General features: G+C 66.1%; 22 protein-coding genes and 2 tRNA genes. 17 read left to right on the top strand and 7 right to left on the bottom strand.

Annotation, left to right across the window (positions count from 1 at the left end):
- Positions 1 to 24: 24 nt before the first annotated feature.
- On the top strand, positions 25 to 2097 hold the full coding sequence (gene ligA, locus AB4Z42_RS06630; RefSeq protein WP_442008857.1) for an NAD-dependent DNA ligase LigA: 2073 nt from the start codon (positions 25 to 27) through the stop codon (positions 2095 to 2097).
- 9 nt (positions 2098 to 2106) lie between these two features.
- Here ligA and AB4Z42_RS06625 read toward each other — a convergent pair whose 3' ends face one another.
- A complete protein-coding gene (locus AB4Z42_RS06625; RefSeq protein ID WP_442008340.1) occupies positions 2107 to 2763 on the bottom strand; it encodes an amino acid-binding protein in 657 nt (218 codons plus the stop codon).
- Between the two features lie 129 nt (positions 2764 to 2892).
- Here AB4Z42_RS06625 and gatC point away from each other — a divergent pair, with 129 nt between their 5' ends.
- Genes gatC through gatB form a run of 4 tightly spaced genes read left to right on the top strand, consistent with a single transcriptional unit; the run spans position 2893 to position 7249 of the window.
- Positions 2893 to 3192, top strand: coding sequence for an Asp-tRNA(Asn)/Glu-tRNA(Gln) amidotransferase subunit GatC (gene gatC, locus AB4Z42_RS06620; RefSeq protein WP_442008339.1), 300 nt, complete (start codon positions 2893 to 2895; stop codon positions 3190 to 3192).
- Positions 3189 to 4673: an Asp-tRNA(Asn)/Glu-tRNA(Gln) amidotransferase subunit GatA gene (gene gatA / locus AB4Z42_RS06615; RefSeq protein ID WP_442008338.1), complete on the top strand. Its 1485-nt coding sequence runs from the start codon at positions 3189 to 3191 to the stop codon at positions 4671 to 4673. Before gatC ends, gatA begins: the two co-directional genes overlap by 4 nt.
- 17 nt (positions 4674 to 4690) lie before the next feature.
- Positions 4691 to 5722 carry an ATP-dependent 6-phosphofructokinase gene (locus AB4Z42_RS06610; protein ID WP_442008337.1) on the top strand — a complete coding sequence of 344 codons (1032 nt, stop codon included), beginning with the start codon at positions 4691 to 4693 and terminating at the stop codon, positions 5720 to 5722.
- Positions 5723 to 5746: 24 nt separating this feature from the next.
- Positions 5747 to 7249: an Asp-tRNA(Asn)/Glu-tRNA(Gln) amidotransferase subunit GatB gene (gatB, locus tag AB4Z42_RS06605; protein ID WP_442008336.1), complete on the top strand. Its 1503-nt coding sequence runs from the start codon at positions 5747 to 5749 to the stop codon at positions 7247 to 7249.
- Positions 7250 to 7267: 18 nt separating this feature from the next.
- On the opposite strand, the gene AB4Z42_RS06600 is transcribed toward gatB, so the two are convergent.
- Positions 7268 to 8389: a PQQ-dependent sugar dehydrogenase gene (locus AB4Z42_RS06600; protein ID WP_442008335.1), complete on the bottom strand. Its 1122-nt coding sequence runs from the start codon at positions 8387 to 8389 to the stop codon at positions 7268 to 7270.
- Between the two features lie 139 nt (positions 8390 to 8528).
- Between AB4Z42_RS06600 and AB4Z42_RS06595 the strand changes: the two genes are divergently transcribed.
- Entirely contained in the window at positions 8529 to 9362 is an 834-nt protein-coding gene (locus AB4Z42_RS06595; protein ID WP_442008334.1) for a DoxX family protein, read from the top strand.
- Positions 9363 to 9366: 4 nt separating this feature from the next.
- On the opposite strand, the gene AB4Z42_RS06590 is transcribed toward AB4Z42_RS06595, so the two are convergent.
- A complete protein-coding gene (locus AB4Z42_RS06590) occupies positions 9367 to 9708 on the bottom strand; it encodes a PH domain-containing protein (protein WP_442008856.1) in 342 nt (113 codons plus the stop codon).
- 334 nt (positions 9709 to 10042) lie between these two features.
- On the opposite strand from AB4Z42_RS06590, the gene AB4Z42_RS06585 reads away from it, so the two are divergent.
- The 3 genes from AB4Z42_RS06585 to ilvC are packed head-to-tail and all read left to right on the top strand — an operon-like array spanning position 10043 to position 13470.
- Positions 10043 to 11908, top strand: coding sequence for an acetolactate synthase large subunit (locus AB4Z42_RS06585; protein WP_442008333.1), 1866 nt, complete (start codon positions 10043 to 10045; stop codon positions 11906 to 11908).
- Positions 11908 to 12414, top strand: a complete 507-nt coding sequence (gene ilvN, locus AB4Z42_RS06580; RefSeq protein ID WP_442008332.1) for an acetolactate synthase small subunit — start codon at positions 11908 to 11910, stop codon at positions 12412 to 12414. Before AB4Z42_RS06585 ends, ilvN begins: the two co-directional genes overlap by 1 nt.
- A 54-nt stretch (positions 12415 to 12468) precedes the next feature.
- Positions 12469 to 13470, top strand: a complete 1002-nt coding sequence (ilvC, locus tag AB4Z42_RS06575; RefSeq protein ID WP_442008855.1) for a ketol-acid reductoisomerase — start codon at positions 12469 to 12471, stop codon at positions 13468 to 13470.
- A gap of 54 nt (positions 13471 to 13524) precedes the next feature.
- Here the strand turns inward: ilvC and AB4Z42_RS06570 are convergent, their stop codons facing one another.
- Complete coding sequence (locus AB4Z42_RS06570) at positions 13525 to 13974, bottom strand: phosphoribosyltransferase (RefSeq protein ID WP_442008331.1); 450 nt, start codon at positions 13972 to 13974, stop codon at positions 13525 to 13527.
- 54 nt (positions 13975 to 14028) lie between these two features.
- Complete coding sequence (locus AB4Z42_RS06565; protein WP_442008330.1) at positions 14029 to 14415, bottom strand: hypothetical protein; 387 nt, start codon at positions 14413 to 14415, stop codon at positions 14029 to 14031.
- 160 nt (positions 14416 to 14575) lie between these two features.
- Here AB4Z42_RS06565 and AB4Z42_RS06560 point away from each other — a divergent pair, with 160 nt between their 5' ends.
- Entirely contained in the window at positions 14576 to 15430 is an 855-nt protein-coding gene (locus AB4Z42_RS06560; RefSeq protein ID WP_442008329.1) for a MerR family transcriptional regulator, read from the top strand.
- A gap of 15 nt (positions 15431 to 15445) precedes the next feature.
- Here AB4Z42_RS06560 and AB4Z42_RS06555 read toward each other — a convergent pair whose 3' ends face one another.
- Positions 15446 to 16876 carry a phytoene desaturase family protein gene (locus AB4Z42_RS06555; RefSeq protein ID WP_442008328.1) on the bottom strand — a complete coding sequence of 477 codons (1431 nt, stop codon included), beginning with the start codon at positions 16874 to 16876 and terminating at the stop codon, positions 15446 to 15448.
- A 30-nt stretch (positions 16877 to 16906) separates the two neighbouring features.
- On the opposite strand from AB4Z42_RS06555, the gene serA reads away from it, so the two are divergent.
- From serA to AB4Z42_RS06540, 3 genes are read left to right on the top strand one after another with little or no spacing between them, the layout of a single operon-like run.
- Positions 16907 to 18493, top strand: a complete 1587-nt coding sequence (gene serA / locus AB4Z42_RS06550; RefSeq protein ID WP_442008327.1) for a phosphoglycerate dehydrogenase — start codon at positions 16907 to 16909, stop codon at positions 18491 to 18493.
- The gene (locus tag AB4Z42_RS06545) at positions 18490 to 19500 is read left to right on the top strand and encodes a 3-isopropylmalate dehydrogenase (RefSeq protein ID WP_442008326.1); all 1011 of its coding nucleotides are present in this window, start codon (positions 18490 to 18492) and stop codon (positions 19498 to 19500) included. Before serA ends, AB4Z42_RS06545 begins: the two co-directional genes overlap by 4 nt.
- 8 nt (positions 19501 to 19508) lie before the next feature.
- Positions 19509 to 20105: a hypothetical protein gene (locus AB4Z42_RS06540; protein ID WP_442008325.1), complete on the top strand. Its 597-nt coding sequence runs from the start codon at positions 19509 to 19511 to the stop codon at positions 20103 to 20105.
- Here AB4Z42_RS06540 and AB4Z42_RS06535 read toward each other — a convergent pair.
- Positions 20093 to 21274, bottom strand: coding sequence for an MFS transporter (locus tag AB4Z42_RS06535; RefSeq protein ID WP_442008324.1), 1182 nt, complete (start codon positions 21272 to 21274; stop codon positions 20093 to 20095). The genes AB4Z42_RS06540 and AB4Z42_RS06535 overlap by 13 nt on opposite strands.
- Before the next feature lie 114 nt (positions 21275 to 21388).
- On the opposite strand from AB4Z42_RS06535, the gene AB4Z42_RS06530 reads away from it, so the two are divergent.
- The 4 genes from AB4Z42_RS06530 to AB4Z42_RS06515 all read left to right on the top strand — a co-directional run bounded on the left by AB4Z42_RS06530 (position 21389) and on the right by AB4Z42_RS06515 (position 23977).
- On the top strand, positions 21389 to 22177 hold the full coding sequence (locus tag AB4Z42_RS06530) for a fumarylacetoacetate hydrolase family protein (RefSeq protein WP_442008323.1): 789 nt from the start codon (positions 21389 to 21391) through the stop codon (positions 22175 to 22177).
- An 11-nt stretch (positions 22178 to 22188) separates the two neighbouring features.
- Complete coding sequence (gene gltX / locus AB4Z42_RS06525) at positions 22189 to 23655, top strand: glutamate--tRNA ligase (protein ID WP_442008854.1); 1467 nt, start codon at positions 22189 to 22191, stop codon at positions 23653 to 23655.
- Between the two features lie 116 nt (positions 23656 to 23771).
- Positions 23772 to 23846 (top strand) — tRNA-Gln (locus AB4Z42_RS06520).
- Positions 23847 to 23904: 58 nt separating this feature from the next.
- A tRNA-Glu gene (locus AB4Z42_RS06515) sits at positions 23905 to 23977 on the top strand.
- Positions 23978 to 24109 lie beyond the last annotated feature (132 nt).

Raw genomic sequence — 24109 nt, 5'->3', positions numbered from 1 at the left:
GCGACTCCTGACGCGAAGACCACGCTGGCAGAACAGGCCGAAGACGCGCCCGACGCGGATCTGCGTCGCCGGTGGCAGGAGCTGGCCGACGAGGTGCGCGGCCATCAGTTCCGCTACTACGTCCGCGACGCCCCGGCCATCTCGGACGCGGAGTTCGACAAGCTGCTGCGTGAACTGCAGGCGCTCGAAGACGGGCATCCGGAGCTGCGAACCCCCGATTCGCCGACGCAGCTGGTGGGCGGCGCCGGCTTCGCCACCGACTTCACCTCGGCCGATCACCTCGAGCGGATGCTGTCTCTGGACAACGTGTTCACCCCCGACGAGCTCGCGGCGTGGGCTGCGCGCACCAAGGGTGAGATCGGTGACGACGCGCACTACCTGTGCGAGCTCAAGATCGACGGTGTCGCGCTGGCGCTGGTGTATCGCGACGGACGGCTGGAGCGCGCGGCCACCCGGGGCGACGGTCGCACCGGCGAGGACGTCACCCTGAATGCGCGCACCATCGACGATATTCCTGAAAAGCTCACCGGCTCAAAGAAATTCCCGATCCCGAAGGTTCTCGAGGTGCGCGGTGAGGTGTTCTTCCGTGTCGCGGACTTCGAAGACCTCAACGCCGGCCTCGTCGCAGAGGGCAAGCCGCCGTTCGCCAACCCGCGCAATAGCGCGGCCGGGTCGCTCCGGCAGAAGAATCCCGCCGTCACCGCGCGCCGCAGGCTACGGATGATCTGCCATGGCCTCGGACGCACCGAAGGTTTCAGCCCCAAAACTCTGCACGACGCGTACCTAGCGCTGGATGCGTGGGGGCTGCCGGTCTCCGATCACACCGCGCGGGTCAAGGGCATCGAAGCCGTCACCGAGCACATTGCGTACTGGGGTGAGCACCGCCACGACGTCGAGCACGAAATCGACGGCGTGGTCGTCAAAGTCGACGAGATCGCGCTGCAGCGGCGGCTCGGTTCCACCTCGCGCGCACCGCGGTGGGCGATCGCCTACAAGTACCCGCCGGAGGAGGCGACCACCAAGCTGCTCGACATCAAGGTCAACGTGGGCCGCACGGGACGGGTCACTCCGTTCGCCTTCATGGAGCCCGTCAAGGTCGCGGGCTCCACCGTCAGCCAGGCGACGCTGCACAACGCCTCGGAGGTCGTCCGCAAGGGCGTCCTGATCGGAGACACGGTGGTGATCCGCAAGGCGGGCGACGTGATTCCGGAGGTGCTCGGCCCCGTCGTGGACCTTCGTGACGGCTCCGAACGCGAATTCGTCATGCCCACAACATGTCCCGAATGCGGCACGACCCTCGCCCCGGCGAAGGAGGGTGACGCCGACATTCGCTGCCCCAATACGCGGTCATGCCCCGCACAGTTGCGTGAACGTGTGTTTCACGTCGCGGGCCGTGGCGCCTTCGACATCGAAGGCCTCGGCTATGAGGCGGCCGTCGCGCTCCTGCAGGCGAAGGTAATCACCGACGAAGGCGACCTGTTCACGATCGGCAGTCCCGACCTGTTGCGCACGGACCTGTTCAAGACCAAGGACGGCAACCTGTCGGCCAACGGCAAGCGGCTGCTGGTGAATCTCCATGAGGCCAAGTCGAAACCGCTGTGGCGGGTACTGGTCGCCTTGTCCATCCGCCACGTCGGTCCGACGGCCGCCCGCGCACTGGCCACCGAGTACGGCACTCTGGATGCGATCATGGCCGCGTCGGAGGACGAGCTGGCGGTCGTAGAAGGGGTGGGGCCGACGATCGCCGCAGCGGTCACCGAATGGTTCACCGTCGACTGGCACCGCGCGATCGTCGACAAATGGCGCACGGCCGGTGTGCGGATGGCCGACGAACGCGATGCCAGCATCGAGCGCACACTCGAGGGACTTTCGATCGTCGTCACCGGATCGCTGACCGGATACTCCCGCGACGATGCGAAGGAGGCGATCGTCGCGCGCGGCGGCAAGGCTGCCGGCTCGGTATCGAAGAAGACGGCCTACGTCGTGGCGGGCGATGCCCCGGGCTCAAAGTTCGACAAGGCTGTCGAACTCGGCGTGCCGGTTCTCGACGAAGACGGCTTCACCCGGCTGCTGGAGATCGGGCCCGACGGCGTCTAGGACGTCGGCTCAGCGCAGCAGCGTCGCGACGATGCCGGCCAGATACCCCAGCCGCGCGACTTCCGAAGGCCGGAACAGGGGGCCGCCGGGCCTGCCGAGCACCACGGCGGTGCTGGGGCTGCCGAGTGGTGCGGCGGCCAGCGTGGTGTCCATGTCGCGCCACAGTTGCGGCACCCATTCGGCCGCGCCGTCCAGCGCCTCCGCGTGATCCAGCGGCAGCCACGGAGTCTCGGCGGCCTGAGTTTCGGGAGCTCCGTGGCTTCCGACGATTCGTTCGGGACCGTATTCGGTCAGCCGAACGACCGTGCACCATCCGACACGAAGAACACGGGGCGACTCGTCGGCCAGCACCTGCAGTCGGTCCTTCGCGTGCGCGGCGGCGATGTGGTCGATGAGCTCGAGCTCGCGGTGCGCCTCCAGCAGACCGAGGTGCGGCCGGATGGCGTCGACGTAGACCCCTTTGATCTGCTCGGCTGCGGTGATCAGCAGGTCAGGCATCGCACCAGGGGGCAGATCGACGACCAGATCATCGACGGCGTAGCCGGCCCCGCGCTCCACGACGTCGAGGGACAGGATGTCGGCGCCCACGGTGCCGAGCGCCACGGCTAGTGAGCCGAGACTGCCCGGTCGGTCCTCCAGCTGGACCCGCAGCAGATAGGAAGGCACGGGCAACACTGTTTCACAGCGCCTGAAGCTGAGCATTTCCAGCGATGAGCGCTTGCGTGAAGAGCAGAGGGCTGGCGATGAGCGCTTGCGTGAAGAGCAGAGGGCCGGCGATGACTAGGCTTTGCAGTCGTGTCACAGATCTCCCGAGACGAGGTAGCCCACCTGGCGCGCCTTGCGCGCCTGGCGCTGACCGATGACGAGCTCGACAGCTACGCCGGCCAGTTGGACGCCATCCTCGGCCACGTCAGCCAGATCCAGGCCGTCGACGCCGCAGGGGTCGACCCGACCGGCAATCCGCTCAAGGACGTCAACGTCTTTCGACCCGATGAGGTCGAGCCGTGCCTGACCCAGGAGGAGGCACTGGCCGAGGCCCCCAAGGCGGTCGACGGAAGGTTCGCCGTTCCGCGGATTCTGGGGGAGGCCGAATGAGTGACGATGTGATCCGGTTGGATGCGGCGACGCTGGGCGCCAAGATCGCCGCCAAGGAGGTGTCGTCCACCGAGGCGACGCGCGCCTGCCTGGACCAGATCGCCGCCACCGACGGCGATTACCACGCGTTCCTGCACGTCGCGCGGGAGAAGGCGCTGGCCGAGGCGGCGCGGGTGGACGCCCTCGTCGCTGCGGGCGAAACGCTGCCGTCGCCGCTGGCCGGTGTGCCGCTGGCGCTCAAAGACGTGTTCACCACCACCGATATGCCCACCACGTGCGGCTCCAAGATCCTCGAGGGCTGGACGTCCCCGTACGACGCCACCGTCACGACGCGGCTGCGCGCTGCGGGCCTCCCGATTCTCGGTAAGACGAACATGGACGAGTTCGCGATGGGCAGCTCGACCGAGAACTCCGCCTACGGCCCGACCCGCAACCCGTGGAACACCGATCGCGTGCCCGGTGGTTCCGGCGGCGGCAGCGCCGCTGCGCTCGCGGCGTTTCAGGCGCCGCTGGCGATAGGGTCCGATACCGGTGGGTCGATCCGTCAGCCCGCGGCGCTGACCGCGACCGTCGGTGTGAAGCCGACCTACGGGACCGTGTCGCGCTACGGATTGATCGCATGCGCGTCGTCGCTGGACCAGGGCGGGCCGTGTGCGCGGACGGTGCTGGACACCGCGCTGCTGCACGAGGTGATCGCCGGACACGACCCGAAGGACTCGACCTCGGTGGACGCCGCGGTGCCCGACGTGGTCGCGGCGGCACGGGCAGGTGCGGCGGGTGATCTCAAGGGCGTGCGGATCGGCGTGGTGAAGCAGTTGCGCGGCGACGGCTACCAGGACGGTGTGCTGGCGTCGTTCAATGCCGCCGTCGAACAGCTGACCGCGCTTGGCGCCGAGGTCAGCGAGGTCGATTGCCCACACTTCGACTACTCGCTGCCCGCGTACTACCTGATCCTGCCCTCGGAGGTGTCGTCGAACCTCGCACGCTTCGACGCGATGCGGTACGGGTTGCGCGTCGGCGATGACGGCACGCACAGCGCCGAGGAAGTGATGGCGTTGACGCGCGCCGCAGGGTTCGGCCCAGAAGTGAAGCGCCGCATCATGATCGGTACCTATGCGCTGTCGGCGGGCTACTACGACGCCTATTACAACCAGGCGCAACGGGTCCGGACGTTGATCGCGCGCGATCTCGACGAGGCCTACGAGAAGGTCGATGTGCTGATCTCACCGGCCACCCCGACGACCGCCTTCCCGCTGGGGGAGAAGGTCGATGATCCGCTGGCGATGTACCTGTTCGACCTGTGCACATTGCCGCTGAACCTGGCCGGGCATTGCGGAATGTCGGTGCCGTCGGGGCTGTCAGAAGACGACAACCTGCCGGTGGGGCTGCAGATCATGGCCCCGGCGCTGGCCGATGACCGGCTCTACCGGGTGGGCGCCGCGTATGAAGTTGCGCGAGGTCCGCTGCCAACGGCGCTCTGACAGGGGAGGATGGGCAAATGCGGATCGGAACACTCACCGGTGGGGGCGACTGTCCTGGGCTGAACGCGGTGATCCGCGCGATCGTGCGGACATGCGACGTGCGCTACGGCTCGTCTGTCGTCGGGTTTCAGGACGGTTGGCGCGGACTGCTGGAGAACCGCCGCATCCAGCTGGCCAACGACGACCGCAACGATCGACTGCTCGCCAAGGGCGGAACCATGCTGGGCACCGCCCGGGTGCACCCCGAGAAACTGCGGGCCGGGCTCGACCAGATCAAGCAGACACTCGACGACAACGGCATCGACGTGCTGATCCCGATCGGCGGCGAGGGCACGCTGACCGCCGCGCACTGGCTGTCCGAGGAGAACGTCCCCGTCGTCGGCGTGCCCAAGACCATCGACAACGACATCGACTGCACGGACGTCACGTTCGGGCACGACACCGCACTCGGCGTCGCCAGCGAGGCAATCGACCGGCTGCACAGCACCGCCGAGTCCCACCAGCGGGTGATGCTGGTCGAGGTGATGGGCAGGCACGCCGGCTGGATCGCATTGAACGCCGGTCTGGCATCCGGCGCCCATATGACGTTGATTCCCGAGCAGCCGTTCGATGTCGAGGAAGTTTGCCGGCTGATCAAGCAGCGCTTCGTGCGGGGCGACGCACACTTCATCTGCGTCGTGGCCGAGGGTGCCAAGCCCGCCGAGGGCTCAATGCAGTTGCGCCAGGGCGGAATCGACGAGTTCGGTCACGAGAAGTTCACCGGTATCGCCCAGCAGCTCGCCGTGGAGGTCGAGAAGCGGATCAACAAAGAGGTACGCGTCACCGTGCTCGGGCACGTGCAGCGCGGCGGGACTCCGACGCCATACGACCGGATACTGGCCACCCGCTTCGGGGTGAACGCCGCCGACGCCGCACACGCAGGCGAATACGGGATGATGGTGTCGTTGCGCGGCCAGGAGATCGGCCGTGTCGCGCTCGCGGACGCGGTGCGCCAATTGAAGCTGGTGCCGCAGAGCCGTTACGACGACGCCGCCGAATTCTTTGGCTGAGATCTGCTCACTAGACTTGCTTGCATGACTGTCGCCGCCTCTGAGCTTCTCGACTACGACGAGGTCATCGCCCGCTACGACCCTGTGATGGGCATGGAAGTCCACGTCGAGCTCTCCACCGCCACCAAGATGTTCTGCGGATGCACCAACGAGTTCGGCGGCGAGCCCAACACGCAGGTGTGCCCGGTGTGTCTGGGGCTCCCCGGATCGTTGCCGGTGCTCAACCAGTCCGCGGTCGAGTCGGCCATCCGGATCGGACTGGCGCTCAACTGCGATATCGCCCCATGGGGCCGGTTTGCGAGGAAGAACTACTTCTACCCCGACCAGCCGAAGAACTACCAGATCAGCCAGTACGACGAGCCGATAGCGGTCGACGGTTACCTCGAAGTGCCGCTCGATGATGGCACCACGTGGCGCGTCGAGATCGAACGCGCGCACATGGAGGAGGACACCGGCAAGCTGACGCACCTCGGTAGCGACACCGGTCGCATCGAGGGCGCGACGACGTCGCTGCTCGACTACAACCGTGCGGGCGTGCCGCTGATCGAGATCGTCACCAGACCCATCGAAGGCACCGGCGAGCGGGCACCGGAAATCGCAAGGGCCTATGTGACCGCATTGCGGGATCTGTTGCGTGCCTTGGGTGTTTCCGATGTCCGGATGGACCAGGGCTCGATGCGGTGCGACTCCAACCTGTCACTGAAGCTCAAGGGCGCGACGGAATTCGGCACGCGCACCGAGACCAAGAACGTGAACTCGCTCAAGAGCGTCGAGGTCGCCGTGCGCTACGAGATGCGGCGCCAGGCAGCGATTCTCGAGGCAGGCGGCACGATCACGCAGGAGACCCGGCACTTCCACGAGGCCGGCCACACCACGGCGGGCCGCAGCAAGGAGACGGCGCAGGACTACCGGTATTTCCCGGAGCCCGACCTCGAACCGGTGGCCCCGAGCGCGGAACTCGTCGAACGGCTGCGCGGCACCATTCCCGAGTTGCCGTGGTTGACGCGCAACCGCATTCAGCAGGACTGGGGTATCTCCGACGAGGTCATGCGCGATCTGGTCAACAACGGTGCCATCGACCTGGTGGCCGCCACCGTCGAACACGGCGCGTCCAGTGAAGCGGCCCGCGCGTGGTGGGGAAACTTCTTGGTGCAGAAGGCCAATGAGTCCGGCGTCGAGCTCGACGTGCTGCCGATCACCCCGGCCCAAGTGGCCGCGGTGGTCGAACTCGTGGACGAGGGCAAGCTGTCGAACAAGTTGGCCCGCCAGGTCGTCGAGGGTGTGCTTGCCGGCGAGGGCGAACCCGGCGAGGTGATGAAGGGTCGCGGTCTCGAGGTCGTGCGCGACGACTCGGCACTCCAAACCGCCGTCGACGAAGCCATTGCCGCCAATCCCGATGTCGCGGAGAAGATTCGCGGCGGCAAGGTGCAGGCCGCGGGCGCCATCGTCGGCGCGGTGATGAAGGCGACCAAGGGTCAGGCCGACGCCGCCCGTGTGCGCGAGCTCGTGCTGGCCGCCTGCAGCTAGGGTGTCGACCTTCTAGCGTTACGTGTTGTCGGCGTTGGTGCGCGGGAACCCGCCGCCCTGCGGGAACAACGGGAAGACGACGTCGTCCAACTTCTCGGCGTCGCCTGCAGTCTTGTTGACGGTCGCGCCCCAGACGTTGCCGTCGGGTGACACCGCCATACCCCAGGCATGCCCGTGCAGATCCTGACGGACCACTTCGGGATCCCCGGTGACCGCCCCGGTTTCGGGGGCCAGGCGCACAGCGACGGACTGCTTGCTGTTCACCAGGTTCACCAGCACGGTGCCGTCGAGTGCCGCGCAGCCGGCGACGCCAGGACGATCCGGCCACGTCCACACCGTCGACACCTTGGAGTCCTTGGTGATGCGCTGCAGGCGGTCACCGGTCGGTGTGCGATCGGTGACGTACAGCGACTCGTCGGACGGGTCGATACACATTCCCCCGCCTGCGCCGAGGCCGGACAGCGCCGTGGTGGTGGGCGCCTGGTCGACCGTGGTCGGCTGCTCGATCCGCAGTATCTTGCCCGCCAGCGAACGAGGATCGCCCGCTTGAGCGGGATTGCCTGCGTCACCGGTCTGCACCAGCAGCGTCGTCGGGCTGGTGAAGATCAGCGAACCCGTGTTTCCGGTCGCGCCCTTGGGGATGCCGGTCAATATCGGCTTGGGGATGTCGCCGTCGGCGATGCGGATGACCCGGTTGTCGGTCGGAGTGCTGATGTAGGCGTACATCAGCCGGTCCTGCGCGTAGGTCGGGGACATCACGATGTCCATGAGCCCGCCGTCGCCGCTGCCGTCAACGGGAAGCACGACCTTGACCTTGGGTTCGGCGCGGACCGACACCTCTTTCACCGCGCCGGTGGTCCGCTCGCCGACCAACGCCGACTGGCTGTCCGGCAGCATGATCAGGCCGCTGGTGCTTTCCAGGCAGCCCTGCATGACACCCTGCGCCGGGCATTCCTTGGGGAACGGCTTGGGCGGGAGCGGTGGCGGCGGTGGAGGCGTCGACGTCGGTCCCGGCGCCAGTTCCGGTTCGGTGGTGAACGGCTGCGACTGTGCATTGTCGAAACGCGCGCATCCGGACCCGACGAGCAACGCCGCGCACACCACGGCCAACACAGCCCGCATCGGCCGGCGCAGTCTCATGCGAGCCAGGTTACGGATCGTTCGGCAGTGCGCGCCACGCACATGCCGCCCCCACGCCTGTGGAAGGCCCGCGAATAGGGGCCCGAAAGCACCGCGCCAATGCCCGGTTCACGGGTTAGGAGCCCTTACGCTGGCAGTTGTGACCAGTAATCCCCACGAATCAAGCGGATGGCAGCGCCCCGACGACGCGGCCGGGCGCCCGACGTCGGCAAGCCTGGTCGACCCCGACGACGATCTTCCTACGGCGCATTACGCCGGCGATTTCGAAACCACGGCGATCCCGTCGTACGACTCGGGCCGGTCCTCGACCGAGACATCCGGCTACGGGCTGCTCAACGACCCCGAACCGTTGCCGTATGTACAGCCGACCACCGGGCGGCACTCGCTGACCTCCTATGGTGCGGAACCGGCCGAATTCGGACCCGACCTCGACTCCGCGGTTGCAGAGCGTCGCGGGACCCAGGACCTCGGTCTTCTCATCCTGCGCCTCGGCGCCGGCGCGATCCTGATCGTGCACGGGCTGCAGAAGGCATTGGGCCTGTGGGGCGGCCCCGGTCTGGACGCCTGGGGGGATTCGCTGACCGGAATGGGGTTCAAGTACGCCGAAGTCCTGACCTACGTCACGACGGTCGGACAGATCGCGGCGGGACTGCTGCTGGTCCTTGGGCTGTTCACCCCGGTGGCGGCGGCCGGTGCGCTGGCATACCTGGTGACCGGCCTGCTGGCGGACGCCATGGCGGCACACGAAGAGGCCAGGCTGGCGTCGTTCCTCACCGACGGCCATGAGTACAAGGTCTTTCTGGCGGGTGCGGTCGCGGCACTCATCCTGACCGGCCCCGGCAGGTACGGATTCGACGCCGGGCGTGGCTGGGCCCGTCGCCCGTTCGTCGGCTCGTTCATCGCGCTGCTGCTCGGCATCGGTGCGGGGGTCGCAGTGTGGGTGCTCCTCAACGGCGGCAATCCGCTGGCCTGAGGGTCTAGCTGTACGGGTTGGGCACCCGACCCGCGCTCACCTCGGTGAGTCGGGGCAGTGTCGCGAAGGTCACCCCGGGAAGCCGCAGATCCTGCCCGTTCTTGAGGTGTGCGCGCGCCCAGGAAGACCTGTCGAATCGCAGGCCGTCGATGTCATCCCAGTCCACGGTCTCGCTACTGAGCAGAGAACGTGCCGTCACCGTCTTGCTGTCGGCGACGGTCCGGTACCTGGCAACCGCCACCGACAACAAGATCGGGATGACGAGCAGCAGGGCAACCCAGGACGGACCGGCCAGAATCACCGTCAGCAGCCCCAGCGTGAGAAAGCCGACCGCGAAATGCGCCATCGGGGAGATCTTGATGACGATGGGCTTCTGGTCGGCGTCGGCGTTCACACCGCCATCTTTCCACCGGTGGCGGGTGGGCCGGGAATGCGACCACGCCGACGCCGGCGGTAATTTGACCGGTGACCAGTGCGGAGGCTACCGTCGAGTGTTATGCAGGCCCCGGGAATGCTCGTAGTAATTGGGAAGCGCGTTGATGCCGCGCTTGCCCTCGCCCGGGCATAGCCAACAGCATCGACGCGCGACCCTCGTACAGCAGCCCTGCTGACGGGGGTTTTTTCTTGCCCCACCACCGATTTGAGATCCTAGAAACCGCCAGGAACAGAGAGAGAAGATCGTGAGCGCACCCACCACGCGACCACCCGAGCAGTCGGCGACCGCGCCGAACGGGACATCCGGCGCCGCCGCTGCGGCAACGCCAGGTTCGGCTGCATCCAAACGCATTGCGCCGCATCAGCTCACCGGAGCGCAGGCGGTAATCCGGTCGCTGGAGGAACTCGACGTCGACATCATCTTCGGTATCCCCGGTGGGGCCGTGTTGCCTGTCTACGACCCGCTTTTCGACTCGCAGAAGCTGCGCCATGTGCTGGTGCGCCACGAACAGGGCGCGGGGCATGCCGCCAGTGGTTACGCGCACGCCACCGGCCGGGTGGGGGTCTGCATGGCGACGTCGGGTCCTGGTGCCACGAATCTGGTCACTCCGCTCGCCGACGCGTACATGGACTCGATCCCCGTCGTCGCGGTGACAGGTCAGGTCGGCCGTGCGCTGATCGGCACGGATGCCTTCCAGGAGGCCGACATCTCCGGCATCACGATGCCGATCACCAAGCACAACTTCCTGGTCCGCAACGGCGACGACATCGCACAGGTGATGGCCGAGGCATTTCATATCGCGCGTTCGGGTCGTCCGGGCCCGGTACTCGTCGACATCCCCAAGGATGTGCTTCAGGGGCAATGCACGTTCAGCTGGCCGCCGCAGATCGGTCTGCCCGGCTACAAGCCGAACACGAAGCCACACCATCGCCAGGTTCGCGAGGCGGCCAAGCTGATTGCGGCATCGCGCAAGCCGGTGCTGTACGTGGGCGGCGGCGTGATCCGCGGCGAGGCCAGCGAGGAATTGCTGAATCTGGCCGAGCTGACCGGCATCCCGGTCGTCACCACGCTGATGGCCCGTGGCGCGTTCCCGGACAGCCACCCGCAGAACATGGGCATGCCGGGAATGCACGGCACTGTCGCCGCGGTCGCCGCTCTGCAACGCAGCGATCTGCTGATCGCGCTGGGCACCCGTTTCGACGACAGGGTGACGGGCCGGCTGGATTCCTTTGCGCCAGAAGCGAAGGTCATCCACGCCGACATCGACCCGGCCGAGATCGGCAAGAACAGGCACGCCGATGTGCCGATCGTGGGAGACGTCAAAGCGGTGATGATCGACCTGATCGACGTCTTGCGACGCGACGGCAGTGTCGATTCGATCGAAATCGACAACTGGTGGGAGTATCTGCGCGGCGTGCAGACGACCTACCCGTTGAGCTACGGGGCGCAGAGCGACGGAAGCCTGTCGCCCGAGTACGTCATCGAAACGCTCGGCAAGATCGCGGGTTCGGACGCCGTGTACGTCGCCGGCGTTGGGCAGCACCAGATGTGGGCCGCGCAGTTCATCAAGTACGAGAAGCCCAAGACGTGGCTGAACTCGGGCGGTCTGGGCACCATGGGTTACGCCGTTCCCGCCGCGATGGGCGCCAAGTTCGGCAGGCCCGAGGCCGAGGTGTGGGCGATCGACGGCGACGGCTGCTTCCAGATGACCAACCAGGAGTTGGCCACCTGTGCTGTCGAGGGCGCGCCGATCAAGGTGGCCATCATCAACAACGGCAATCTGGGCATGGTGCGGCAATGGCAGACGCTGTTCTACGAAGAGCGGTACAGCCAAACGGATCTGGCGACGCATTCGCGTCGCATCCCGGATTTCGTCAAGCTGGCCGAGGCGCTCGGCTGTGTCGGATTGCGTTGTGAGAGAGCAGAAGACGTCGAATCCGTCATCCAGCAGGCCCGGGAGATCAACGACCGTCCGGTGGTCATCGACTTCATCGTCGGCGCCGATGCCCAGGTGTGGCCGATGGTCGCCGCAGGCACCAGCAATGACGAGATCCAGGCCGCGCGCGGCATCCGTCCGCTGTTCGACGATCCCGCAGAAGGACATGCATGATGGCGACTCCCACGCATACTCTCTCGGTGCTCGTCGAGGACACGCCCGGCGTGCTCGCCAGGGTGGCGTCACTGTTCTCCCGGCGTGGCTACAACATCCAGTCACTGGCGGTCGGCGCGACCGAGCAGAAGGACATGTCCCGGATGACGATCGTGGTCAGCGTCGAGGAGTCGCCGCTCGAGCAGATCACCAAACAGCTCAACAAGCTCGTCAATGTGATCAAAATCGTCGAGCAGGATGAGGACAACTCGGTTTCGCGCGAGTTGGCCTTGATCAAGGTGCGAGCCGACGCGACCACGCGCAGTCAGGTCATCGAGGCAGTGAATCTTTTCCGCGCCAAGGTCGTTGATGTCTCTACGGAGTCGGTGACCGTCGAGGCCACCGGCACCCCGGAGAAGCTCGAGGCGCTGCTGCGGGTGTTGGAGCCGTACGGAATCCGCGAGCTCGTGCAGTCCGGTGTGGTGTCACTGTCGCGCGGTCCGCGCGGTATCGGCACGGCCAAGTAGTCCCGAATCAAATAGAAGAGTCAAAGAGAAGGAAAATCACGAATGCCAGTTGAGATGTTTTACGACGACGACGCGGACCTGTCGATCATTCAGGGCCGAAAGGTCGGCGTCATCGGCTACGGCAGCCAGGGCCACGCCCACTCGCTGTCCCTGCGCGACTCCGGTGTGCAGGTGAAGGTCGGACTGAAAGAAGGGTCGAAGTCCCGCGCGAAGGTCACCGAGCAGGGACTCGACGTGGATACGCCGGCCGAGGTCGCCAAGTGGGCTGACGTGATCATGCTGCTGGCGCCCGACACCGCGCAGGCTGACATCTTCGCCAGCGACATCGAGCCGAACCTGGCGGACGGCAACGCGCTGTTCTTCGGTCACGGCCTCAACATTCATTTCGACCTGATCAAGCCGCCCGCCAACGTCACCATCGGCATGGTGGCACCGAAGGGCCCGGGCCACCTGGTGCGCCGGCAGTTCGTCGACGGCAAGGGTGTGCCGTGCCTGATCGCGGTCGACCAGGATCCCAAGGGTGAGGGTGAGGCGCTCGCGCTGTCCTACGCCAAGGGCATCGGCGGTACCCGCGCAGGCGTCATCAAGACGACGTTCAAGGACGAGACCGAGACCGACCTTTTCGGCGAGCAGGCCGTGTTGTGCGGTGGCACAGAGGAACTCGTCAAGACTGGCTTCGACGTGATGGTGGAGGCGGGCTACGCGCCCGAGTTGGCCTACTTCGAGGTGCTGCACGAACTGAAGCTCATCGTCGACCTGATGTACGAGGGCGGTATCGCGCGGATGAACTACTCGGTGTCCGACACCGCGGAGTTCGGCGGCTATCTGTCGGGGCCGCGCGTCATCGACGCCGACACCAAGAAGCGGATGCAGGACATCCTCTCCGACATCCAGGACGGCACCTTCGTCAAGAAGCTGGTGGCCAACGTCGAAGGCGGCAACAAGCAGCTCGAGGATCTGCGCAAGCAGAACGCCGAGCACCCCATCGAGGTGACCGGCAAGAAGCTGCGTGACCTCATGAGCTGGGTCGACCGCCCGATCACCGAGACCGCCTAATTGCGATTTCGGCGTGCTGCGTCACGCTCAGCGTGACCAGCCACGCCGAAATCGCTAGGTCCAGGGGAAGTCGATCCAGAGATCCGTCTGGCGCCAGACGTACTCGCAATCGACTTCCGACTGCGACTTCTGGTAGACGACGGCGCACCTGACCTCGGCAACGTGCTCGGCACAGAAGTCGCGGACGAAACGCAGAGTCGCGCCGGTATCCGCGACGTCGTCGGCGATCAGTATGCGGGCGCCAGCCAGATCGGCGACTTCGGGTAGCGGTGGCAGCAGCACCGGCGCATCAAGGCGCTCGTCGATTCCGGTGTAGTACTCGACGTTCATCATGTGCACGTTCTTGACGTCGAGCGCGTAGCCGAGTGCACCGGCGACGAACAGACCGCCGCGCGCGACGGCAAGGATCAGATCGGGTGTGAAACTGTCCGCGGCGACGGCGGCAGCGAGTTGTCGTGTGGCGGCACCGAACTGGTCCCACGACAATTCTTCCCGATCGTTCATTGGCAAACCGTAATCGGTGGTGGGCCTTTTCGCGCGGATGAGCGCGATCGACCGTTACGGCCGGCGTTCGTGGCCCGGCTGTCCGCGGGTACGCCGCCGCTCTTTCATCTCGGCCTCGAACACGTGGCGAACACCCTGCTGCAGTTCGTCGCGAACCCGTCGCTCGTGATCGCGGAACACCGTCCAATAGTCGTCGTCGAATTCCTCGACAATCTGAAACGTCCATCGCCCGTGGAGGGCATTGCGCCCGACGACCTCGGTTTCGAGCCGGTCGGCAACGGCTTCGTGGCCTGCCTTGCGGAGTTTGTCGCACGCCTCGCCGAGCAGAAGGTCGGCATGACCCATCAACTGGTGAAACGAGTACAAGTGGCCCCGTGCACGCTCCACGAATTCCAAGGCCTCCGACACGGCGCCGACGGCCTCGACCGTCGCATCGTCCATACCTTCTGGTCGGCGGGCTTTGCCCCCTTCGGGCTGGTCAGTCACGGTGGAACACATACCCGATATGCGAAGCGGGACACCAATCTGCGAAGAGTTTGCATCGATTCTGCGTTGAATGCCGAAATGGGTGGAGCGAAGTCCTATTCTGGCGGCGTTGACCATGTCTGAGAAGACCGAAAGCTACGACGCCGACGAACCCCTGTTCACCGTCAGCGCCGTCGCTGAGCGCGTGGGCGTGCCGACCGCGACGCTGCGCAGCTGGAATCAGCGTTACGGCGTAGGCCCTCCCGAACACAGCCCTGGTCAACACCGCCTCTACAGCGCGACCGACATCGCCGTCGTGCGCCGGATGTATGAATTGATCGTGGAGGGCGCCAGCCCGCGCAGTGCGGCCCGGACGGCGATCGACTCGGTGCGACCGGCGCGAGGTGATGCCGCAGCGCTGCTCGTCGCAGCCTTCGATTTGGATGTGTTGACGGCAGGCCTGCTGCTTGATCGTCACCTGCGGCACTTCGGTGTGCTCGACACGTGGGATCACCTGATACGTCCGGCATTCGATGCGATCGCGCTGCGGCAGTCCGAGGGAGAGGGCTGCATCGACGTCGAACACGCGCTGTCCTGGACCGTCTCGCGGTCTCTACAGCGATTCCCCCTCGTCGGCACTGAAGAATCCTCGCCGATCATTCTTGCGTGCACGTCGCGCGAAACACACGTTCTCGCTCTCGAAGCCCTGCGCGCGGCGCTCGTGGAGCGCGGACGCGGCGCGCTGATGCTCGGGACCGACGTCCCGCGGACAGCGCTCATCGATGCCGTCGAACGCAAGGGTCAGCCGGTGACGACGCTGTTGTGGTCGCAGACAGCGGACACCGCCGACGTCCGCTCGGTCAACGCCCTAGCCGCGCATGCATCGGTCACCGTTGGAGGGCCGGGCTGGGATGCGGTGGTCGACCAGATCGAGGTGCCGCTACTGAAAAGCCTTCGCGCGGCCGTCGATTACTTCGCGCCTGTCAACTGATGTACCGAGAAAGCGCTATGGCGATAGCCGTGGCAACGCCTTGATGCCGAATTCGCGGCGCAGCACCGTGCGGGCCGCGTACATGCCCGCCATACCGTGCACGCCCCCGCCTGGCGGAGTCGCCGACGAGCACAGATAGACCTTCGGGATCGGGGTGGCCCAGGGGTTCACCCGCGGCGTCGGCCCGGCCAGCGCGTGCAGCAGCGAGTTGCCACCGACACCGATGTCACCCCCGACGAGATTGGCGTTGTGATCGGCCAACCGTGAGGCGGGTACCGACCGCACCGCGACCACGACGTCGCGGAATCCCGGCGCGAATCGTTCGAAGACCTTGGTCACCGCTTCTGCCTGGTCGACGGTCGATCCGTGCGGAACGTGCGCGTACGTCCACAGCGGCCTGCGTCCCTGCGCGTCGATTCGGCTCGGATCCGCCAGGTGAGGCAGGGCGGCGAGGACCATCGGCCAGTCGGCGTGCCTGCCCTCGGCGATCTCTTTTTCGGCATGCGCCATCTGTTCGCGGCTGCCGCCCATGTGCAGCGTCGGGGCGTCCGCCGCGCGGGGGTCCTTCCATGGAATCTCGCCGGACAGAACGAAATCCACCTTGGCGACCCCTGGGCCGAACCGGTAGCGCCGCAATGCTTTTTCATATCTGGCGGGAACCTTGTCCCGATAGATTTCCAGCAGAGCTGTGGGGGAGGTGTCGAAAAGCACTACGCCGCAGGGCGGTTCGGTGATCTCCTCGCCTGCCGTTATGGTGCCGCCGTGAGCGCGCAGATCGGCGATCAATGCGTCCGGGATGGCCTGGCTGCCACCGACGGGGATCGGCCAGCCCACGGTGTGCGCAAGGGTCGAGAGCATCAGTCCGGCACCGGTGGTGACGAACGACGGCATCCGGTTGATGGCATGTGCCGCAACGCCGGTGAACAACGCGCGGGCATCAGCGCCTGCGAGTTTGCCCCACAGTGGGGTGCCCTGTTCGAGCATGTTTCGCGCGATGAACGCTGCCGCGATCGGGTCTTGCGGAATCGAACGCTTGTCGCCGAGGAGAAAGTCGACGACGCCGCCATCGCGTTTGGTGAGTGGGCCCAATAACCGGCGCCACGAATCCCCGTGGACCAGCTCCGCACATGTGCGGTCCAGGTCGTGATACCCGACGGCGGTCGGCTTGCCTGGAAGCGGGTTCGCGTACGAGACGGGGGGCACCTTCAGGGTCACACCGCGGGCGGGCAGGTCGAATGCCGCGAGGAACGGCGATGCAAGCGCCAGCGGGTGCACGGCCGAGCAGATGTCATGCGAAACGTCGCTGAATTCGGGGTCGGGCAGGGTCCGCGCACCGCCGCCCAGAGTCGCCTGAGCCTCGAAAACCTGCACCGATAGACCGGCGCGGGCACAGATGACAGCGGCCGCCAGCCCGTTGGGCCCGCTGCCGACGACGGTGACGTCCACCCCGCTATTACAGCCCATTAGGCTGGCCGCGTGAGCCTGCCCGTTGTATTGATCGCTGACAAGCTGGCCGAGTCGACCGTTGCCGCCCTGGGTGACCAGGTGGAAGTGCGCTGGGTCGATGGTCCGGACCGAGAGAAGTTACTGGCCGCGGTGCCCGAGGCCGACGCGCTACTGGTGCGCTCGGCGACCACCGTGGACGCCGAGGTGCTGGCCGTCGCACCGAAGCTCAAGATCGTCGCCCGCGCCGGCGTCGGTCTGGACAACGTCGACGTGGATGCCGCCACCGCCCGCGGCGTCCTGGTGGTCAACGCGCCGACCTCCAACATCCACAGCGCAGCCGAGCACGCGGTGGCTCTGCTGCTCTCGGCGGCCAGGCAGATCCCCGCCGCCGACGCGACACTTCGCGCGCACACCTGGAAGCGTTCGGCCTTCAACGGCACCGAGGTCTTCGGCAAGACCGCGGGCGTCGTCGGTCTCGGCCGCATCGGGCAGCTGGTGGCCCAGCGGTTGGCGGCCTTCGGCACGCACATCGTGGCGTACGACCCGTACGTATCCGCGGCGCGTGCCGCCCAGCTGGGTATCGAACTGCTCACCCTCGACGAACTGCTGGCCCGCGCCGACTTCATCTCGGTGCACCTGCCCAAGACCAAGGAGACCGCAGGCCTGATCGGCAAGGAGGCGCTGGCCAAGACGAAGCCCGGCGTCATCATCGTCAACGCGGCACGCGGTGGCCTCGTCGACGAGGCCGCGCTCGCGGATGCCATCGAGAGCGGGCATGTGCGTGCTGCCGGCCTAGACGTTTACTCCACCGAACCGTGCACGGACAGCCCGCTTTTCGAGCTGTCTCAAGTGGTGGTCACGCCACACCTCGGCGCGTCGACGGCCGAAGCGCAGGACCGGGCGGGCACCGATGTCGCCGAGAGTGTGAAGCTGGCGCTGGCCGGGGAGTTCGTGCCCGATGCGGTGAATGTCGGCGGCGGTGTCGTCGGCGAAGAGGTCGCACCGTGGCTGGATCTGGTCCGCAAACTGGGGCTGCTCGTCGGTGTGCTGTGCACCGAATTGCCAGTGTCACTGTCGATTCAGGTGCGTGGCGAGCTGGCCGCGGAAGAGGTTGACGTACTGCGTCTTTCAGCACTGCGCGGCTTGTTCAGCGCGGTCATCGAAGATCCGGTGACGTTCGTCAACGCGCCCGCGCTTGCCGCTGAACGCGGAGTCGAGGCCGACATCAGCACGGCCACGGAAAGTCCGAATCACCGCAGCGTCGTCGACGTCCGGGCGGTGTACTCCGACGGCGCTGTCGCCAACGTCTCCGGTGCGCTCTCCGGTCCGCAGCTGGTGGAGAAGATCGTCCAGATCAACGGCCGCAACTTCGATCTGCGCGCCGAGGGCGTCTATCTGATCGCCAACTACATCGATCAGCCGGGCACACTCGGCAAGATCGGCACCCTGCTCGGAACCGCCGGCATCAACATTCACGCCGCCCAGCTCAGCGAGGACGCGGAGGGGCCGGGCGCAACGATCCTGCTACGCATCGACCGCGACGTTCCAGAGGACACCCGAGCCGCGATCACCGATGCCGTCGGCGCCAAGCTGCTGGAAGTGGTGGATCTGACGTGAAACTGGCGATCATCGCCGGCGACGGCATCGGGCCCGAGGTCGTCGGCGAGGCGCTCAAGGTGCTCGACGTCGTCGTTCCCGGAGTCGACAAGACCAGTTACGACCTGGGTGCGCGGCGCTACCACGCCAGCGGCGAAGTCCTGCCCGAATCCGTGCTCGACGAACTTCGCGCACACGATGCGATCCTGCTCGGCGCGATCGGCGATCCGTCGGTTCCCAGCGGTGTGCTGGAACGCGGTCTGCTGCTGAGGATCCGGTTCGAACTCGACCACCACATCAATCTGCGGCCCGCCCGGCTCTATCCCGGGGTGACAGGTCCCCTGGCAGGCAACCCGGACATCGACTTCGTCGTGGTCCGCGAAGGCACCGAGGGCCCGTACACGGGAACCGGTGGCGCGATCCGGGTCGGCACACCCCACGAGATCGCCACCGAGGTCAGCGTCAACACCGCGTTCGGCGTGCGACGGGTCGTACACGACGCATTCGGCCGCGCGTCACGGCGCCGCAGGCAGCTGACCCTGGTGCACAAGAACAACGTCCTGACGTATGCGGGTGCACTGTGGTGGCGCACGGTGCAGGAGGTCGGCACGGAGTACCCCGAGGTCGAGATCGCCTATCAGCACGTCGACTCCGCGACCATCCACCTCGTCACCGATCCCGGCCGGTTCGACGTCATCGTGACCGACAACCTGTTCGGCGACATCGTCACCGACCTTGCCGCCGCCGTATGCGGCGGCATCGGATTGGCGGCGAGTGGCAATATCGACGCGACGCGGACCAACCCATCGATGTTCGAACCCGTGCACGGGAGCGCACCCGACATCGCGGGACAGGGCATCGCCGATCCGACCGCGGCGATCATGTCGGTGGCGCTGTTGCTTTCTCACGAGGGTGAACTGGACGCGGCGGCTCGCGTCGACAAAGCCGTCGAGCAGCATCTGGCCACGCGGGGCGACGAGTCGCGGTCCACCAGTGAGATCGGCGACCGAATCGCGTCGCTTCTCTGAGTCGCACCATGGCGACCCTGCGGCGGCAGTGCTGGCTGTTCGCCATCGGTTCGTTGTTGTTCGCGATCGCGACGATTCCGGGATTGCCCGCGACGACCGGCGCCGGCCTGCCCAACCTGCTGTGTTTCCTGGGATCCTGGTTCTTTACCACCGCGGCGTGGATGCAACTGGTGCTGTCGGGCGTGCCCCTGCGGATCGGGTGGTACTCGGCGGCCGTGCAATTCGCCGGGACGATCCTGTTCAACATCAGCACCGGGTCCGCATTGTGGGCACATGCGGTGAAGCGGGAGCGGCGCCTGGTGTGGGCGCCGGATGCATTGGGGTCGCTGGCGTTTCTGGTGAGCGCCGTACTCGGGGTCGCCGCGGTGACGGCGGTAGTGGGGCTCTTCGAGCTGAAATCCCGTGATTGGCAGGCGGAGTGGATCAACCTGCTGGGCTGCGTCGCGTTCGGGGTGTCCGCGCTCGGTGCATTCATCACCGAGTCCGGTGTGACCGTGGACGCCCTCCTGGCCAATGTCGGCACATTCATCGGGGCGCTGTGCTTCATGGTGGCTGCGCTACTGATCCTGCCGAGGGAACACCGCGGCGACGGTCAATTGTCCTGACCAACAGGCACGATCGGTATCGCGAGCAGCGGAAGCAGGGCAGACACTGCGAACGCGACCGGATAACCCGCGACCCCGATCAATCCACCGAAGAGTGGGGCGGCGGCGGCGGTGGCCAGATGCTGGCTGGTGTTCTGCGTACCGAGGGCCCGCCCGCTCCAGAACGGTCCCGCGATCTCGGCGATGGCAGTGAACGCCAATCCGTTGTCCGACACGGTGATCACCGACGCGATCATCATCATCGCCACGCTCACCGGCGAGCTGAGCCAGTCCGTCAGCGCCAGAAGGCCCATCGAGACCGCGGCGGCCAGCGCGATGGTGCGGATCGGTCGCAGCCGCGAAGCCACGACGTCGGACCAACGTCCCGCTGCGATGCGGCCGATCGCGCCGAACACCTGTGTCACGGTGATCAGTGCTCCCGCCGATGCCGCCGACCATCCGCGGTCGGTCATCAACCAGGCCAGCGCGAACGTCCAGAGCACGCCCTGAGGCACGACGAGCAGTACCGAGACGGCGTGGATGCGCGTGAGCACGGACGACGCGCGGTACGGGTTGGCAAGATGTTCCGCGGGCGCCTCTGAACGAGGTGGTCGTGGCGGATCGAGGACGCCGAACGCGCACACCACCGCCGAGATCGCGCACACCACCGCAGGGAACAACAACGCGACCGAGATGCCCTGGCTTTCGGCCAACCGCGGTATCACCAACGCGCCGAAGCCCACTCCCAGCGGTGTCGCGGTCTGCCGGATGCCCATGACCAACCCGCGCTGGTCGGGCGGAAACCAGCCGACGACCAAGCGCCCGCTGGCCGAATTGCTGCTTGCGGCCGCCATGCCGCCGAGAAACAGGAACACCCCGACCGCGAACAATGAGTCGACGGAAGCGGCCGCGAATGCGGCTGCGGCGATGAGAACCGAACCGACGGTCAGGACGATGCGTTCGCCGACCCGGTCGACGATGTATCCCCACGCGATGAGTGTGAGCACCAGGCCGAAGCTCGGCATCGATGACAGCAGGCCAGCTTCCGCGAGATCGAGTCCGCGGTCTTTATGCAGTATCGGAATCAGGAATGCCGCACCGTTGATGAACACGTTGGCACTCGTCGTCGCGAACAGTGCGATGAGCAGCATCGACCAGCGTCGCGCGGTGCTGATCGTGTCGGCGGACATGGACCCATGTTTGCACGCCCATCTCATCTAGCTGAATTTCTATCTCATTATTTGAGACATTTACAGAGCGGGAGCGGCCGCAGCTCCGATGATCGCGGCCACTAGGCTGAGGTCATGCGCCTTGGACGTATCGCCAGCCCCGACGGGGTCGCCTTCGTCAGTATCGAGGGTCCACCCGATGATCTGAACGAGACAGTCGCCAGAGAAATCGCCGAGCACCCGTTCGGGACACCGACCTTCACGGGTCGGCAGTGGCCGCTGGCCGATGTGCGACTGCTGGCGCCCATCCTGGCCAGCAAGGTCGTGTGCATCGGGAAGAACTATGCAGCCCACGTCGCAGAGATGGGCGGGGGCGACTTCCCCGACCCGGTGATGTTCATGAAGCCCAACACCGCGATCGTCGGCCCGAATGTGCCCATCCAGCTGCCGGCCGACTCGAACCCGGTGCACTTCGAGGGCGAACTCGGCGTCGTCATCGGCCGACCGTGCAAGGACGTTCCCGCCGCCCGCGCTGCGGAGAACATCCTGGGCTACACGATCGGCAACGACGTGTCGGCGCGTGACCAGCAGAAGAAAGACGGTCAGTGGACCAGGGCGAAAGGGCACGACACGTTCTGCCCGGTCGGTCCGTGGATCGTCACCGATCTCGATCCAGCCGACCTCGAACTGCGCACCGAGGTTAACGGAGAAACCAAACAGCTCAGCCGGACGTCGCTGATGATCCACGATGTCGGCGCGATCGTGGAATGGATTTCGGCGGTGATGACGCTGCTGCCCGGCGACCTCATCCTGACCGGCACACCCGAGGGAGTCGGCCCGATCGAGGACGGCGACACCGTGAACATCAGCATCGAGGGCATCGGAACGTTGTCCAATCCGGTTGTGCGCAAAGGAAAGTCATAGTGTCCACCGGAATGCGGGTGCGATTCTGCCCGTCGCCGACCGGCACGCCCCACGTCGGCCTGATCCGCACGGCACTGTTCAATTGGGCCTACGCCCGCCATTGCGGCGGTGCGTTCGTGTTCCGGCTTGAGGACACCGACGCCGAGCGGGACAGCGAGGAAAGCTATCTGGCGCTGCTGGACGCACTGAGCTGGCTGGGTCTCAACTACGACGAGGGCCCCGACATCGGTGGCCCGTACGCGCCCTACCGGCAGTCGGAGCGCAGTGAGATCTACCGTGACGTGCTGGCACGCCTTCAGGAATCCGGTGAGGCGTACGAGGCATTCTCGACGGCCGAGGAAGTGGAGGCCCGCCATGTCGCCGCGGGTCGAAACCCCAAGCTGGGCTACGACAACTACGACCGCGAACTCACGGACGCCCAGCGCGCCGCGTTCGTCGACGAAGGCCGCAGACCCGTCCTTCGGCTTCGGATGCCCGCAGAGGACATCACCTGGCGCGATCTCGTCCGCGGGGAGACCACGTTCGCGGCGGGTGTGGTGCCCGATTTCGCGTTGACCCGCGCCAGCGGAGATCCGTTGTACACCTTGGTCAACCCGGTCGACGATGCGCTGATGAAGATCACCCACGTCTTGCGCGGCGAGGACCTGCTGCCGTCCACGCCGCGCCAGATCGCGCTGTATCAGGCACTGATCCGAATCGGCATTGCCGAACGTGTCCCCGAGTTCGCCCACCTCCCAAGCGTTCTCGGAGACGGCAACAAGAAGCTGTCCAAGCGCGATCCGCAGTCGAACCTGTTCATCCACCGCGAACGCGGCTTCATTCCCGAGGGGCTGCTGAACTATCTGGCGCTGCTCGGTTGGGGTATCGCCGAGGATCGCGACGTGTTCAGCCTCGACGAGATGGTGGCGGCCTTCGACGTCGTCGACGTCAACTCCAACCCCGCCCGGTTCGATCAGAAGAAGGCGGACGCCCTCAACGCCGAACACATTCGTCTGCTGAGCGAGGACGAGTTCACCGCGCGACTGGCGGCATTCTTCGCCGACCACGACCACGACACGGGGCTCGACGAGACGCAGTTCGCGGAGGCCGCCCGGCTTGTACAGACCCGAATCGTGGTGCTCGGCGACGCGTGGGACCTGCTGAAGTTCCTCAACGACGCGGAGTTCGCCCTCGACGAAAAGGCTGCCGCCAAAGAGCTGGGCTCCAATGCGGTCGCGGTTCTCGACGCCGCGCTGAGCGCCCTCGACGAGCTCGGCGAATGGACCACCGCCGAGATCGAAAACGCACTGAAGGTCTCGTTGTTGGAGAATCTGGCGCTCAAACCACGCAAGGCGTTCGGCCCGATTCGGGTCGCCGCCACCGGTGCGACCGTCAGTCCACCGCTGTTCGAATCGCTCGAACTGCTGGGCCGAGACCGCAGCCTTCGCCGGCTGCGAGCGGGCCGCGACCACGCCGCGGCCGTTGCCGCCCACGCGTGAAAGCGGCCGGTGAATCTTTGATAGTCTGCACGTCGGCCCGAAACAACGCGCGGCGTCGCCGCCGATTGCTTAGGAGGGTCGAAAAAAGCCTGTGACCTGCGGTTACAGGCTGCCAATGGGGTATGGTGTAATTGGCAACACAGCGGTTTCTGGTACCGCCATTCTAGGTTCGAGTCCTGGTACCCCAGCCATTGCACTGATTATGTCGGCATTCCCACCTGGGCTATGCTGCTCTCCGGAAATGTTCTGGCCCCCGTCGTCTAGCGGCCTAGGACGCCGCCCTCTCACGGCGGTAGCGTGGGTTCGAATCCCATCGGGGGTACAAGCGAGTGAGCCGAGAGCAGAGAGCTTGCTCTCGTGCCGAGGTGATTGAGCTTGCGGACAAGCGAGTGAGCCGAGAGCAGAGAGCTTGCTCTCGTGCCGAGGCGATTGAGCTTGCTGACAACGCTCGAAA

The organism is Mycobacterium sp. 2YAF39, from assembly GCF_052114565.1.
Taxonomy (GTDB): Bacteria; Actinomycetota; Actinomycetes; order Mycobacteriales; family Mycobacteriaceae; genus Mycobacterium.
This window is presented reverse-complemented; position numbering and strand designations above follow the sequence as displayed.